Raw genomic sequence first — 16731 nt, forward strand, 5'->3', positions numbered from 1 at the left:
CTAATGCATCGGCACGTCCTGCTGAAGTCCTCCCTGGTAGGGGCGGTAGGTGACCTGGTTGCCCTCCAGCACCAGCTCGACCTCGACCGTGTCCGGGAAGGGCGGGCCCAGCGGTGCCAGCAGCACCGGCGCGTGGCCTGCCTGGTGGACCCGGACGTTGACGCTCTGCTGCGTCGCGATCAGGTGTCCGAGCAGGTCACGGGCGTTCTGCCAGCCGGTGTTCTCGGCCGCGTCGCTGTGCATCCGCCAGTTCGCGTTCTCCACCAGCGACCCGTACAGGTGACCCTGGTGCATCGGCCTGCCGACGCCGTAGTCCGCGACCGCCTTCGTCACCTTCTGGTGCGTCGCCGCGAGCTGCACGACGTCCCTGCGCAGGGTCATCGGGTCGACCCCGCGGGCCTGGCCGACGACCGCGTACAGGCCGTTGGACGTGACCGGCGGCGCGGGCTGGCGGGCCAGCACGTCCTCGTTCAGGTACCGCAGCTGCCGTTGCGCGGTGCTGACGTGGTCGGACGCCACCACCCCGTGCGCCGCGACGAGCTTCTGGTCCTTCTGGATGCCCGCCTGCACCTGGTCGAACGGCGCTGGCATCGGTGCGGACACCGCCGGGTTCATCTTGTTCTTCTGCAACGCGCCGAGCTGGTTCGCCATCGTCTTCGGCGGCTGCCAGGTCGTGCTCGTCTCGCCGTTCGCCGGAGGCAGGAACGGCTCCACGAGCGCGTGCTCACCGGTGGCGAGCCGCTCGCGTTCGTCGGCGAACTTCGTGCCCTTCTTGGCGGGCCTGCCGTCGAAGAACCGCTCCGACACGCTCGGCAGCGCGGTGTGCGACTGCGGCAGCTTGCTGTCCTTGATCAACCCGTAGGCGATCCGGGACAGGTCGGTGCCGGTGTCACCCGCGACGAAGTCCGTCCTGAACGCCTCGCCGCGCACCGGGTGCCGGTTGTTCTGAACGTCCACTTTGGCGCGTTCGGTGGCCGCGGCCATGTCGCTCGCGTCCTGCGGCGTGTGCAGCTTCGCGAGTTCCGCCGCGTAGAACCGGTTGAGCGACTGGCTGAGCTGACCGTACTCGGCCCCGCCCGGTCCGAATCGGACACTCGGGTCGGTCAGTGGCACCAGGGCGTCGACGAAGAGGTTCGGCTCCGGCGTGTAGGGCAGCAGCGGGTGGATGCCCTGCTGCGTCCGGCGCGCCTGCATGTCCGCGTCGATCGCGTGCACGAAGTCGTTGTAGAAGTTCTCTTCTTCGAGCTTGGTTTTGAACTCCGCCTTCTGCTGGGCGCTCGTGTTCGGGTCGTTGTCGATGCGGTCGAGGACGTCGGCGTGGAGCTTTTCGGGGGTCACCGCGACCCGGTAGCCGCCGCCGATCAGCAACGGCCTCGACGGTGCGCCGAGGTCGTCCCCGACGGTGCCGTTCGTCAGTTGCGTGACGTGGTCGAAGACGTGGCCGCCCTGCCTGGTCGTGCGGTCGGCGGGGTCGAAGTCCATGACCGCGACGTACGGGTGCGTCCCGGTGGCCGCCAGCGCGGTCACCGCGAACACGTGCGCGTCGCTCTCCAGCGTCTTGTTGCGCGTCTCGCCGAACTTGAAGCCCTTCGAGCCGTGCTGGACGCTCACGAGCGCGATCGGCTCCGCGCGGTTGCCGATCACCGGCGCCGCCTGGGCCATGGCCGCGTCGATCTCGGCCTGCGTCCCGGCGTTCACCCCGAGCACGAACGCGACCCGGCCGTCCACGTCCTGCGCCCCGGCCATGACGCCGTCGATGACGCCGGGCAGCTGGTCGAGTTCGCTCGCCTTCACGATCATGCTGACCACGAACGACGGCTTCTCGTCGTGGTCGATGCCGTGCTGGGTGCGCTGCAGGTAGTTGTCCGCGGTGAGCTGCACGAGTTCGTGGCCCTGGGCCAGGTTCTCGTACGCCGCGTTGTGCACGCCGTGCTCGTTGAACGGCGCGGTTTCCTGCATCTCGGCGTCTTGAGTGTCCTCGATGGACAGATCCTCGAGGTCCTCGCGGGTGCGCTTCACCGGGTCGGCTGCCGGGTCCGTGCCGAGTTCCTCGTTGCCGCGCTTGGGCATGTGCGGCGGGGGCAGCTCGGACCGCTCGACCTGTTCTTGCGGCGGGTTGTGCGTCTGCAGCGCCGCCATCCGGTCGGAGACCAGCTGGAGGTGGCGCGGCTTGAGCTGAGCGTCCGCCTCGCCGATGCCGTCGTTCATGGGGGAGTTGTCGTTGACGACGTGTCCCTTGCCGTCCTGGTGCTGGAAGATCGGCTTTGCGGCGCCGGTCTCCACGTACTCGTCCCGCAGGCCGAGGAAGTGCCCGACCTCGTGGGCGAGCCTGCGCCCGTCGGTGTGCGACGGCCAGGTGAGCTGGTCGGCCCTGCCCTGGGCATCGTTCGTGACGTCGACGGTGGCGTGCGCGTCGGCGGGGTTGTCGGTGAACTCGACGGTGACGTGGAACTGCTCGCCGTCGGGCAGCCGGTACCCCTGGTTGAACATCTCCTCGACGCCGGCGCGGGTGCGGTCCTGCACGTCCTGGGTGCCGTTGTTCAGGTGCAGTTTGACGGTGAAGTCGCGGACCTGGACGCCGTTGACCTCCATGGTGCGGAGGTCGTAGGTGATGGGGCCGCGCCAGGCCTGCATGTTGATGCCGTGCGGGCCGACCTTGGTGGAGTCGAGCACGCCGCCGGCCTCGCCCCGGACCCAGCTGGTGGCTGGGGTGGTGGCGCGGGCTTCGGCGATGGCCTCGGAGGAGACCGGGGTGCGCGGGTCGAACCAGTCGGCGTTGGTGTCGGTGCTGTGCAGCGGGTCGGCCTGGGTGGCCGGCTGCTCGGCGTCGACGGTGGCCGGGGTTTCGATCGCGGGCTCGGCTTCGAGCGGTTGAGCTTCGACCACCGGCTCGGCTTCGACGGTGGTGTCGACCGCGGGTGCGGCCTCGACCTCAAGCTCAGCTTCGACGGCCGTCTCGGTTGCGACCGGGGTCTCGGGCTGGGTGTCCACCGTGGACTCCGTGCCCGGCACCGGTGCCTCGACCACGTCCCTGAACGCCGCCTCCTGCGCCACGCTCGCGCCGTGGTCGTAGCCCTTGCCGTGGGCGAAGACGTCGGTGGCGAGCTGGTTCGGGTCGGCGGTGTAGGACGGCGTGGTGCCGATGGCGTCCCACATGCGGTGCGCCCAGGCGTCGAACGCGGACCGGCTGCTCGGGTCGGCGAGGTCGCCGAACTGCGCCTGCTGGGCCGTGCCGATGACCGGGTGACCGAACTCCTTCTCGAACGCCCTCGCCACCTGGGCGGCGCCGTGCCGCTGGATCAGGGTGGCGACGTCGGCGGTCTTGGTGTCGAGCACCACCGACGCGCGCAGCAGGCCGGCGCCCGGGCTGGTGGTGGGCAGGGTCTGTTCGACCTGCCTGGCCAGCGGGGGAGCGTCGGTCATGGCGTCTGCGGTGAGGGACTTGACGTGGCTTGCGACCACGACGTCCGGGACGCTCGCCGGGGCTTCGACGTCCGGGGTGGACGTGGTCGGCTCGGCGGTCGCGGGGGCGTGCGGCGGTGCCGGACGGGTCGACGACGACGCCTCGGCGGGCAGCGGAACGACGGTGTCGTTGTCCGTGTCGCTCGACGAAGCCTCGGTCACGGTGATCACGGGCGGCTGGGGAAGCACATCGGTGCCACCGTCAGTCCCGCCATCGGTCCCACCGTCAGTGTCACCGTCGGTCCCGCCGTCAGTGCCACCACGGGTCCCGCCGCCGGTCCCGCCATCCGTGCCGCCATCAGTCCCACTGGTCGCCGGCGCGGGCGGGGCGTTGAAGGCGGCTACCTGCTGGTCGACCGCCGCCTTCTTCTTCCACCACTCCTGCTGCAGGTCGTCGGCCGCCCGCCGCGCGTCGTTCAGGCGCGTTTCGGCGGCGTTCACCAGGGCCTGCTGCGTGGCGAAGTCCTGCGCCAGCTGGACGGCTGCCTGGTCGTGGGTCGCCTTGGCGGCCAGCCGGTCTGCCTGGGCCTGGTCGATGACCTGCTGCTGGGTGGCGACGTCGGCGCGGCGCGCGTTGGCCTCGGTGCGGAGGCCGCCGATGGCCGCGTTGGCCGCGTCGAGTTGGCGTTGGGTCTCCCGCATGGAGTTCTGCGTGGAGTCGAACGTCGCCTCGGCGGTGCGCAGCGCGGTCTCGGCCTGGGTGTGAGCCTGCCGAGCGGCGTCCACCTGGGGCTGCAGCGCCGGGTTGGAACCGAGCTGGGTTTCCAGGCGCTGCAACGTGATCGCCTTGGTCTCGACGTCCGTGCGGGCGTCGTCGATCTCGAACTGCGCGGTCATGGCCAGCGCGCCGAAGCCACCGACCTTGGGTGCGAGGTCGTTGATCTGCTGCAACGTGCGCGCGACGTCCTGGCGTGCGGTCTCGGCGCGGGTTTCCAGGGCCGGGAGCTTCGCCTGCTCGTCGATGTGGGTCTGGATCGCCGCGTTGTAGGTGCGCTGGACCGGGGTGAACGACGAGTCGGCGCGCGCGTTGGTCGTCGCCACGTCGTTGATCACCTGCTGGGCCTCGTGGCGGCGGGCGTCGACGGTCACCTCGGCGGTGCGCCAGGCGTCGGCCGCGGCCTTCACCTGGGTCTGGGCGCCGGTCAGCTCAGCGCTGAACGGGCGGCCCAGCAACGCCTGCGCGTCCGCGACGGGCATGCGGACGGCGGCCGACGAAGGCACCGACAGGTCGACCACGGAGGTCTTGCCGCCGATGGTCGCGACCACGCGGTACTCCACCCCGAACTTCACCAGGCCGGTGGTGGCCTTCGGCTTGAGGTTGTTGACCTTGTTGTCGGTCTGGCCGCCGCCGACGGCCGACGAGTCCTCGGCCGCGTGCCGCAGTTCGACGCCGCTGACGCCGACCGCCACGTTGTCGCCGGGATCGGTGTTCTGCTTGATGCCCGCGCTGCCGGTCGCGAGACCGACCGACACGTCACCGGAGTCTGCGACCTTCGAGTCGACGCTGGTCGCGGTGATCTGCGTCTTCGGGTTCTCCAGCGCCACGCCGTCGCTGAGCGCGCCCAGCGTCGGATCGACCAGCTTCGCGTACACCTTGACGTCCGCGTCCTGCCCGAACGTCAGCGCCGCCTCGTGCAGGCCGGGCACCGACAGCGGGCCGGACAGCATCGACGGCAGGTGCGGCTGCAGGTTCTCCGGGCTGAGCGTGGACAGCAGGCTGTTCAACGAGCCCGTGCCCTTGCCGGTCAGGCCCTTGCCCGCACCCGCGCCCCGCAACGCGTCCAGCGCCGCCGTGCGCAGGTCCGCCGCGCCGCGGAAGTTCTCCACCGACGCACCGGCCGGCAACGAGGCACCGCCCGCCTTCCACGCGGCCACCCCGTCGGCAGTCGCGTCCGCCGCGGTGCCGGGGGTCTGCGTCTTCGTGTACGGCGCGGGCGCCTCGGTGCCACCGATCTTCTGGTTGTCCGCGTGCAGGCGGACGGTCATCGACTGCACCCCGCTGGGCTGCGAAGCGACGACCTTGTCGCCCTTCTCCACGACGAGCTCGAACTCGATCGGCACGGTGTAGCGCGCCGCCGGTCCGCTGCCCGCGCGGAACGCCGAGAGCTGGTCGGTCGTCGACGTGCTGACCGAGCTGCTCGTCGACGACCCGACGTTGGCCGCCGCGGCGACACCCGCCGTGCCGGACACGTTCGGGTTCGCGCTGCCCGGCGCCGCGAGGCCCGGAGCCTTGAGCCCGATGCCCCAGCCGGTGCCGCGGCCCTGGCCGTCGGTCACCTTGTGCGAGCCGGTGATCGTCGACTCCATCTCGACGCCGTCGTTCACGACGTCGACGAACTCCGGCGTACCGGCCTTGGCCTTCAGCGTGACCTGGTAGGAGTCCTTGCCGAACGTGCCGGGCTGGTGCACCAGCAGCGGAACGCCGCCGTCGAGCGCGCTGTCGATCATCGCCTTGACGCTCGCGGGCGAGCTGAAGTCGACCAGGCGCTGCAGGTTGCTCATCGAGTCGTCCAGCACCGAGTCCGGCAGCAGCGAGCCGCCGAAGCGCTTGGACGTCTTGGCGTTCACCTTCGTCGACAGCTCGGACACCACACCGGACAGGTCCGGCACGCTCTCCACAGTGGACAGACCCAGCGCGCCGGGCTCGCCGGGAGCCACGGTCGCGGGTGGCGCCATCTTGGGGAACGACGGCTTGGGCACGTCCGGCTGCACGTCGGGCAGCAGGCCCATGTCCCGGGCGACGTCCTCGGTCACCCGCACGAACACGGAGTTCGGCAACGAGACCGTGGCGCCCTCGGCGTGCGGCTTGGATCCCGCGATGAAGTTCGCCGCCCGGCTCTCGCCGACCACGGTGACGTCGGCGTCGAGCTGCACCAGCACGGTGCGGGCACCGGCGGGCGTCACGCGGTTGCGGTCGTGGCTGCCGCCGACCTCCTTGCCGGAGGTCTTGGAGTCCGCCCACGGCGTGATCTTGCCGGCCACCGCGACACCACCGGCACCGCTGGCGGGCGTGGGCTCACCGGCGGGCGGGGCGGGGTCGTTCGGCTTGATCGGGACGTTGATGCCGGCGGTCACGTCCACCGACCGGTTCGTCGACGACGTCTGGCCGGCCTTGTACCCGCCGGTGCTGGCGTTCTCGGTCGCCGTGTCGTCCGAAATGGACACGATCTTCGGGTTGCTCAGCCCGAACTTGACGCCGATCGCGCCGGTGCGGTCGAGCAACCTGCGGTCGTACTTGAGGCCCTGCTCCTGGATGCCGGTCTCGGTCAGCGTGCGCAGGTTCGCCTTGATGTTCTCCGGGGAGAACATCCTGTCGATCTGCGCGCGGGACGCGGTGCCCGGCACGGTCAGTGCCGAGTCACCTCCCGCCGCGCGGTTCAGGGCGTCGATCGCCTGGTCGCGCAACGCCGTCGTGTTCGCGACGGCCTCCACGTGCAGGAAGTCCGGTGCCTTCTCCTTGGAGGGCTTGCTCAGCAGTTCCTTGACGGTCGGAGCCTTGTCCAACTGCTTCGGCTCGGGCTTGCCCGGCTCGAAACCCTTGCCGGGGTTGGAGTCCAAAGTGGAGCTGTCGGACACCCAGAGGTTGACCTCACCCTTGATCGGCGCGAGCTTGCCGTCGCCGGTCTTCGCGACCGTGGTCTGCACCGGCGCCTGGAAACCGGGCGCACCGGGCACGATCCGCCGCACCCAGGCCCGCGGCCGGGTGAACGTGGTGATCTCGACCTCGAACTCGACGTCGCCGCGGAACACCTGGGCGTTCGGGCTGCCGACGTTGAGCGACGTGCTGTTCACCGTCGGACCGGCGGTGGTCTTGTCGGTCCACGAGTGGTTGTACTTCAGGCCCGCCTGCGGGGTCGGCGTGAGCTTCGCGACCGAGGTCTGGCCGGGGATCACGACCTTGCCCTCGACGCCGCCGCTCCAGCCCTTGGTGGTGCTGGAGGAGCTGTCGAGCTTCGGGCCGGTCGACGACGCGTCGCGCACGTTGCGCAGGTCGGCCTGCCCGAGGTGCTTCGGGTCGCTGACCTTCGCCTTGACCGTGATGTTGACGTAGGTGTTCGTGGACTTGCCGCTGTTCTTCAGCTGCACCTGCACGCCCGGACCCATGAGGCTGTCCATGTTGGTCCGCAACGCCGCGGGGGAGAGCTGCGAGGTCAGCCTGCGCTGGTTCGCGAGCTGCTCGGCGACGTCGGCGAAGTCCTTGCCCTTGCTGCTGCGCGGATCCGCTCCGGCCTCGTTCCACTTCGGCAGGAACTTCTCGAGCCCCGCGACCTTCCGCAGTTCCGTCTCGACCTGCTTCTGGACCTCGGCCGCGACCTCGAACTCGCCGACCTTGGCGTTGCCCGTGGCGATCGCGTCACCCAGGTAGGGCGGCGGGAACTTCTTGCCCTTGTTGGAGTCGTCGACGATCGAGTCCCGCGTTCCGGGCGGCGTGGGCAGCCCGGCCTGCGCGGCCTCGGGCAGACCGACGCGCATATAGGTCGTGACGGGGATCTTGACGCTGTCCCCGGACGGCGTGCGCACCTCGACCTCGGCGGTCACCTTGTACAGACCGGTGTCGCCCTTGAGCTGGATGCCGCTCTTGTGCGCGGTGTTGATGCCCGCGTTGACGTTCTCCGAGGTGCGCGCCGAGTACCCGAGCGTGCCGCCGACCTGGCCGCCGACCGCGTTCGGCACACCGATGTTGCCGCCGAACCCGGCCGTGACGTCGCCGCCCGACTTGGTCGTCGACGACACACCGCTGCTGTGCGACGTGGACTCGTGCAGGCGCAGCTGACCGGTGCCGAGGGTGCCGACGAGCTCCGCCTTCTGCAGCGTCGCCGTCATCTGCACCGCCGCGCCCTTGCTGGCGTGCGGGCTGATCAGGTCCGGAGACGTGACGTACGCGCCGCCGAGCATCGCGCCGAGGTTGTTGCGGATCTCGGTGGGGGACAGGAAGTTCTGCAGCGCCTCACGGCCGGGCGAGCCGACCTTGACGATCGACGGGTGCAGCTTGCGCGCGACGTCGTCGAACGCCTTCGCCTGGTTGTCGACCGTGACGGCCTCGGGTGCGGGGTGCTCGAGCTTGGCGCCCCACTGGGTGTCCGTGGGGTTGTGGTCGTTGCGGGCGGTGCCGGAGTTCGTGATCACCGCGAGGTCGTTCGGGACCTGCAGCGTCACGTCCGTGCCGGTGTCGACCGTGCCGACGGTCGTGTGGTTGCCCTTGGCGTCGGTCAGCGTGATCTCGTACGCGACCTTCACGACCGCCTGCGTCGAGCCCTCGCCCGCGCGGATGATCCGCTGGTCGGTGAGCGACGACGACGTGCTCTGCGACTGCGCCGGGGTGGCGAACTGGGCCTTGCCGCCCAGCGAGCCGTACGGGCCCATCGCGACACCGGCCGTGGCCGAGCCGCCGATGTCGTTGGCCGTCGCGACGGTGTGCGTGGTCGAGGACGAGTTGCCCGACTGGGCGGTCGCGTCGACCTTCACGCACGGAGCGTCGACCGGGGCGGTGTCCGTCTGCGCCTGCATGGTGGCGCGGACGTTCACCTCGTAGGAGTTGTTGCCGATCTTGACCTGGAAGTTGCGGCCCGAGTCGAGGAACGACTCGAAGTCGCCCGTGATCGCCCGCTGGATGCGGGCGGCGTCGTCGGACTTCAGGTTCGTGATCGCGTTCGTGACGTTTTCGGCACCCCGGACGTCCGTCGGCGCGATCGTGCCCAGCGCCCGGTTGTCCTGGAAGAAGCCCGGCAACACCTGCGTGCCCGGCATGACCTGGCCGACGGTGGGCGGCGCGAGCACGGTCATCGGGAGGACGACCGGGTTCGGCGTCGGCGGCGCCGGACGGGTCTGGACGTCGGACTCGACGTCCATGTCGACGTCCGCGTCGGTGTTCGCGGACCGCGGCTCCGTCCACACCGGACCGTCCTGGCGCGGCGGCGCCTGGCGGGATGGCGCGTCGTCGACGTCCATCGCGTTCGGGTCGTACGGCCGGAACGTCGACTTGCCGTTGTCGTTCGGCGTGACCTCGAACTCCAGCGCGGGCTCGGCCGAGGCACCGGTGAACGGCTGCAGCGTCAACGACTCGCCGGGACGGTGGAAGACCACCGGCCGGTCGAGCTGCGTCGCGAGCACGTGCCCGGCGAGGTTCTCCGCCGCCCGTGCCTTGACGTTGTCGGCGTCCTTCGCCGCCTGCTGGGCGTCGTCGAAGGCCGACTGCTCCATCGGGTCGACGTCTGCGCCGGGCGTGCCGGTGTGGTCGATCTCGGGCGAGGTGGGCTCACCGGGCTTCGCCCTGAACTTCTCCGGGATCTCGGTCTTCGGGGCCGGGCCCGGTTCCACGAACGCGTTGACCAGGTGGCCGTTCGCCAGGCCGTGCTGCTGCCGGAACCGCGCGATCTCGGTGGTGACCTCGGGCGAGGCGTTCGCCGCTGCGGAGATCGTTCCCCGGCGCAGGTCGGACGACAACTGCGGGTCGCTGCCGAGCGCCTTCCCGGCCGCGTCGAACAGGCCGTTCGGGCGCGGCGCGGCAGCGTACTGGAGCACGCCGTGCTCCAGCGTGCCGAACGTGCGGGTGACGTTGCTGTTGTTGTCGGCCAGCGCCATGCCGAGCATCGCGGCCATCTTGTGCTGCTTGACGGTGGCGTCGATCTCGGGCAGCGCGTCCTTGGCGGCCTGCTTCTCGGCTTCGCGGAGCTCCTTGGCTGCCTGCTTCTCCGCCTCGCGCAGCGCCTTGGCCGCCGCCTTCTCGGCCGCCTTCTTCTCGTTGGCGGCTGCCCTCTCCTCCGGGGTGAGCCTCGGCCCCCTCGGCGCCCTCTTCTTGGGCTCCTGCGGAGCCTCCTGCACCGCCTCGGTCTCGGGCTGCACCGGCGGCGGGGGCTGCACCGGCGGCACGCCGGGATCGATGCCCGAGAAGCCGATCCCGAGCTTCATCGGGGCGGACACGGCCTGGTTCAGCGTGTTCTTGTCCTGCCACCCGAGCTTGCGGGCGTCGCCTTCCTTCGAGTCGTCCGGCTGCCAGCCGGGGTCGACCGCCGGGTCGTAGGAGTACTTGTGGTGCTTGACCTGCTGAGGCTCGCGCTCGGCGTGGGCCTTGTCCTGGAACTCCCTGCGGATGTCCGCCGGTTTGGTGCCCTCCTTGGCCGCCTTGGCGGCCTGCGCGACCTTCGCGGGGTCGACGACCTCCGGGCCCGCCCCGAAGAGGCGGCTCGGCACGGTGGTCCAGTCGACGTGCGACTGCGGCCACGAAGCACGGCCGCGCTCGGCGAACTCCAGCGCGAGGCGGGACAGGTCGGTGCTCACCGCGCCGTCCACGAAGTCGGTCGAGAAGTTCGTGCCGCGGAACGGGTTGCGGTTGTTCGCACCGTCGACCGCCGCGCCGGACGCGATGTTCTCGATCTGCGTCTGGCGGTCGTTGCCCGCCTTCTTCGAGACGGCCTGCGCCGCGTGGATCTCGACGAGTTCGTTGGCCGCGAAGTGGTTCATCGACTTGCCGAGGCCGTTGAACTCCGCGTCGTCCTTGCTGAACCTGACCTCCGGGTCGACCAGCGGGACGACGGCGTCGACGAACAGGTTCGGCTCGGGGGAGTACGGCAGCAACGGGTTCACGTCGGCCTGCCGGACGCGCGCGTCCATGTCGTCGCGCATCGCCTGCTCGAAGTCCGCGACGAAGCCGGGCTCGTTCATCTCGGCCCTGGCGTCCTCGAGCTCCTGCTTGCGGGTCTCGATCTCGTTGATCCGGGTCTGGGCCTTCTCGGGGTCGAACTTGGGACCCTTGGCCTTGCCCTTCGCGGCGGCGTCCGGGTTGTGGTTGTTGAGCTCGTTCTGGAGCTTGCCCGCCTCCGCGTTGAGCTTCTTCGTCTCCTTGTCGATGCGCGCCTCGACCTGGCCCTTGATGTCGGCGTCGCCGACCCGGTAGCCACCCGAGTGCATCAACGGGCGGATCGGCGCGATCCCCTCCGGGCTCATCGAGTCGCGGAAGTGGTTGAAGACGTCCTTCCGGTCACCGGTCACGAGCCGGGAGCCGGTGTCGAAGTCCTGGATCGACAGGTACGGGTGGGTGTCGCGGCCCAGCATCGCGCCGACGGCGAACTTGTTGGCGTTGCTGGTCATCGTGCCGTTGCGCATGTCGCCGTACGGGAACTTCGCCGAGGCGGCCGAGGGCGCGGGCTTCAGCTGGACCAGGGCGATGGGCACGTCGAGCCCGGCGATCTCGCGGTTGGCGTTCGCGATGGCGGCCTCGAGCGCGCCCTCCTCACCCTTCTTGCCGTTGACGCCGATCACGAACACGATGTCCTTCTTGAGGTCACCTGCGTTCGCGGTGATCGACTCGACGACCGACCTGATGTCGGTCTCCGGGTCGCTCAGCTGGCCGTGCCCGACGATCATGTTGACCACGAACGACGGCGGCTTGTTCTGCTCGACGCTCTTCAGCAGCTTGCCGATGTGCTCCTGCCGGGACGGGATCGGCACGGCGTCCGCCGAGAGCTTCGCGAAGGCCTGGTTGTACTTGAAGTCCACCGGGCCGAGGTCGAGCTGACCGAGCTTGGCGGTCAGGTTCTCGATGTCGGCTTCCAGCGCCGCGTCCTCCTGGCGGGACTTCTTGTCCGCGCCGGACGGCTGGTTCTCGGCGTCGCTGTCGTTGTCGTAGTCCCGCTCGGTGCGCTTCTTGCCCGGACGCGTGTCGCCTTCGGGAGTGTTGTCCTTCGGCGTGGTGTTCGGCTGCGTCGTGATCGGGCCGGTGTGGTCGAGCCTGGTGTCGGGCACCATCACCTGGCTGTTGGCGGTGCGTTCGACGAGCCACAGGTGCCGCGGCCGCAGACCGGCCTCCGCGCTGTGGACGTCGGCGCCCATCATGCCGCCGTCGTTCTGGTGCACGCCCGAGTTGGTGTCGTGCTGCTGGAAGACGCGGCTCGAGTCCTTGTACTCGTCCGGGATGCCCAGGTAGTGCAGGGTTTCGTGGGCGAGGACCTCGGGGCTGGTGTCCGGGTTCCAGTGCGTCTGGTCGACGTTCGGGTTCTTGGGGTCGACCTTGATGCTGGTGTGCGCGTCGGCCTTGTTGTCGACGAACTCCAGGTTCAGGTGGAACTGGTCGCCGCTCGGCAGCCGGTGTCCCTGGTTCAGCAACGAGTTCACGCCGTTGGCGGCGTTGGCCTTCACCTCGGCCACGAGCTCCGGGTGGACGTTCGCGGCAGGGTCGAGGTGCACCTTGACGGTGTACTCCTGCACGAAGTTGCCGGGAGAGGTCTCGATGCGGCGCAGGTCGTAGTTGATGAGTCCCTTGTAGAACCCGAGCTTCGACGGCGTGCTGTCGGTGCGGACGTCGCGCACCTCGACGTCGACGGTCTTGACGTTCGCGTTCGCCCTGCGGTCGGCCCACGTGCTGGGGTCGGCCGGCTTGTTCGGCGCGAACCAGTCCGCGGTCCTGGCGGGGTCGTGCCGCCACGACTCGTCGGTGAGGACGTCCTTGCCCGCGTGCGATTCCGGGGTCGGCGGGGTCGCCTTGGGCGGTGCGCCGACCTTCGGCACGTCCTTGCGGGTGCCGTCGGTGTTCGGGACCGGGGGAGCGGGCGGTGCGGCCGGCGGCGCGGGACGGGACGAGCTCGCCTCGGCACCGGCGCGACTGGTCTCCGGGAGGTCCTTCGGCGGGACGGGCGGCGGAGCCTGGTCGGTGTCCGCCGTGGTGTTGGTGGTGTTCGTGGTCGCCGACGTGCTGCCGGTGTTGCCGTCGGTGGCGTTGTCCTTGGGCGGGACCGGCGGCGGGGCCGGGTGGTTGAACGAGTTGATCTCGCCGTCCACCTTCGCCTTGGCGTCCCACCACTTCTTCTGCTCGGCGTCGGCCTTGCGGCGCGCGTCGTCGAGCTTGGTCTCCGCGTCCTTGATGTCCTTCTCGGCCTTGGACTGCTCGTCCACGAGCGTCTGCCGGGCGTTCTCGGCGGCCGTGCGGGCTTCCAAAGCCTGCGCGGCGACCTGCTGCGGGCCCAGGAGGTCGGCGCGGGCGTCCGCGGCGGCCTGGCGCTGGGCGTCGAGCTGCGCGCGGGCGTCCGAGAGCTGCTGCTGGGTGTCGGTCAGCGCGGTGTTCGCCGCGTCGGCCTCCTGCTCCAGCCGGGCGATCTCGGCCTCGGGCGCGCCGTTGTCGCGTGCGTCGGCGACCGCGTCGTTGGCCACCTGCACGTCCTGGCTCAACGACACGACCTGGGAGTTGAGGTCCCCGATCGTGGTGCGGGTGTTCGCCGCGTCCCTGATCGAGTTGTCGAACGCCTGCTGGAACGGCGTGACGGCCTGCGCGGCGTCCTTGTGCGTGCCGATCGCCGTGTTCGCCTTGCCGGAGGCCTCGGTGAGCGGCGTTTCGGTCCGCGCCATCACGGCCGCGGCCTCGTTGATCTTGTCCTGCGCCTCGTGCCGCGCGTCCTCGACGGCCTTCTCGGCGGTCCGCCAGTCGTCGGCCGTCTTCTTGACGTCGGTCTGCGCGTCCTTCAACGAGTCGCTGAACTGCTGGTTCAGCACCGTCTCGACCTCGGCGGCGGGCATCCGCACACCGGCCGAACCGGGCACCGTCAGGTCGACGACACCGGTCTTGCCGCCGATCGTCGCCACCACGCGGTACTCGACGTCGAACTGCACGAGACCGCTGCGGGACTTCTCCGACGGCTTGACGTTGCCGCTCGAGGACTGCGACGGGTTGCCCGACACCGCGGCGGAGTCCTCCGCGCCGTGCCGCCCCTCGACACCGCCGGTGCCGAAGTTGACCGTGTCCTTCGGGTCGGTGCCCTGCTTGACCGCGGCGCTGCCCTGCGCGAGACCCACCGACACGTCGACGGTCTCGGAGGCCTTGGCCTCGTGGGAGGTCTCGGACGACCTCGTGTCGAGCGGACGCTCGATCTTGACGTCGTCGCTGAGCGACCCGAGCTGCGGGTTGACGAGCTTCGCGTACACCTTGACGTCGGCGTCCTGGCCGAACGTCAGCGCCGCCTCCTTGAGGCCCGGCACGTCGAGCGGGCCGGACAGCATCGACGGCAGGTGCGGCTGCAGGTTCTCCGGGCTGAGCGTGGAGAACAGGGCGTTGAGCGAGCCCGTTCCCTTGCCGGTCAGGCCCTTGCCGGCGCCCGCCTCCGTCATCGCCTTCACCGCGGCGTCGCGCAGGTCGCCGGACCCGCGCAGGTTCTCGACCGACGCGGTGGACGGCAGCTTCGAGGCACGGGTGTCCTGCTGGAACGCGAACGTCGCCGCGTCCGTGCCGAACTCCGCGCCCCGCTTGGAGGACGCCGACATGTACGGCTGCGGGGCTGCGCCACCGTCGATCTTCTGGTTGTCCGCGTGCGTGCGGACCTTCATCTCCTGCGGGCCGCTCTCGGCCTTCGCGACGAGGTTGTCGCCCTTCTCGACGACGATCTCGAACTCGACCGGCACGCTGTACTGCACCGCAGGGCCGCTCGCCGTGCGGGAGTGGCTGAAGCCCTCGGTGACCGAGGTGGTCGACGAGGTGCCCTTGCTGTGACCCACGTTCACGCCCGCGGCGACACCCGCGGTGCCCGAGACGGCGGGGTTCGCGCTGCCCGGCGCCGCGAGACCCGGTGCGCGCAGACCGGCGCCCCAGCCGGTGCCGCGGCCGGAGCCGTCGCTCGTCTTGCTGGAGCCACCGACGTTGTGGGACATGTCCACGCCGTCGTTGACGACCTGCTCGAACTTCGGCGTGCCCGCCTTGGCCTTCAGCGTGACCTGGTAGGAGTCCTTGCCGAACGTGCCGGGCTGGTGCACCAGCAGCGGAACGCCGCCGTCGAGCGCGCTGTCGATCATCGCCTTGACGCTCGCGGGCGAGTTCAGGTCGACGATGCGCTGCAGGTTGCTCATCGAGTCCTTGAGGACCGAGTCCGGGATCAGCGGGTCGCTGCCGAACTTCTTGGTCTTCGAGGACAGCTCGGTCGTGAGCTTGTTGACCGCCGCGGACAGGTCCGGGACCGACTCCACATTGGACAGACCGAGCGCGCCGGGTTCGTTCGTCGCCACCGTGGACGGCGGCGCCATCTTGCCGAAGTCCGGCTTCGGCACGCTCGACTCGACCTTGGGCAACGCACCCAGGTCGCGCGCGACGTCCTCGGACACCCGCACGAACACCGACTTCGGCATGTCCACCGTGACGCCCTCGGCGTTCGGCGTGCCTCCGTGCAGGAAGTTCCCGGCGCGGCTCTCTCCGACGATCGTGAACTCGGCGTCGATCTGGACCAGCACGGTCCGCGCCTCGCCGGGCGTCGACCGGCCGCGGTCGACGTTGCCGCCGATCTCGTTCGACTGGGTCTTGCTGTCCGACCACGGCGTGATCTTCGCGGTCGCCGCGACGCCACCGGAACCGCTCGGGTTCGAGGGCGTGCCGGCGGGCGGCGGCGTGACGTTCGGCCGCACCGGCACGTTGATGCCGGCGGTGAGGTCGACGGACCGGGCGGTCGTGGACGACTCACCGGCCTTGTAGCCACCGCTGACCGAGTTGTCCGTGCCCGTGGTGTCCGAGATGGCCACCAACTGCGCCTTGCCCAGCTTCACGGACATGCCGATGGCGCCGGACCGGTCGGTGACGCGGCGGTCGTACTTGAGGCCCTGCTCCTGCACGCCGGTCTCGATGAGCCGCTGCAGGTTCGCCTTGATGTTCTCCGGGGCGAACATCTTGTCGATCTGCGCCCGTGACGCGGTGCCCGGCGTGGTGAGCGCCGAGTCGCCCTTCGCCGCGGCGTCGAGCGCCTTGATCGCCTGGTCCCGCAACGCGGTCGTGTTCGCGACCGCCTCGACGTTGAGGAACTCCGGCGACTTCGGCCGAGCCTTCTCCGGCGCCAGCAGGTCCTTGATCGTCGGCGAGCCCTCGATCCTGGTCGGCTTCGGCTCACCGGGCTTGAAGCCGTCGCCCGGGTTGTTCTTGAGCGTCGCGCCGTCCTGCACCCACAGGTTGACGTTGCCCTCGATCTTGGGCAGCTTCGGGTCGCCGGTCTTGGCGACCGTGCTCACCTCGGGCGAGTGGAAACCGGGCGCGCCGGGCACGATCGTCCGCACCCACGTGCGCGGGCGGGTGAAGGTCGTGATCTCGACCTCGAACTCCACCTCGTTGGAGAACACCTGCGAGTTCGGGCTGCCCGACTGCGCGTTGGTGGCCGAGACCGCCGGACCGGCCGACGTCTTGTCCGTCCACGAGTGGCTGTAGGACACACCGGCCTGCGGCGACGGGTTGAGCGCGGCGACGCCGGTCTTCACCGGGATGTTCGCCCTGCCCTGCACGCCACCGGTCCAGCCCTTGGTGGTGCTGGTGTT

At 70.2% G+C, this 16731-nt stretch carries 1 protein-coding gene (only partly in view); it reads right to left on the reverse strand.

Annotation, left to right across the window (positions count from 1 at the left end; genetic code table 11):
- Nucleotides 1-16731, reverse strand: partial view of a hypothetical protein gene (locus JNUCC0626_RS04265; protein WP_394618323.1) — the 3' portion only. The gene runs 11865 nt beyond the window's last position; only the last 16731 of its 28596 coding nucleotides appear in the window; its start codon lies beyond the right edge, outside the window; its stop codon occupies nt 1-3.

The organism is Lentzea sp. JNUCC 0626, from assembly GCF_043632865.1.
Taxonomy (GTDB): domain Bacteria; phylum Actinomycetota; class Actinomycetes; order Mycobacteriales; family Pseudonocardiaceae; genus Lentzea.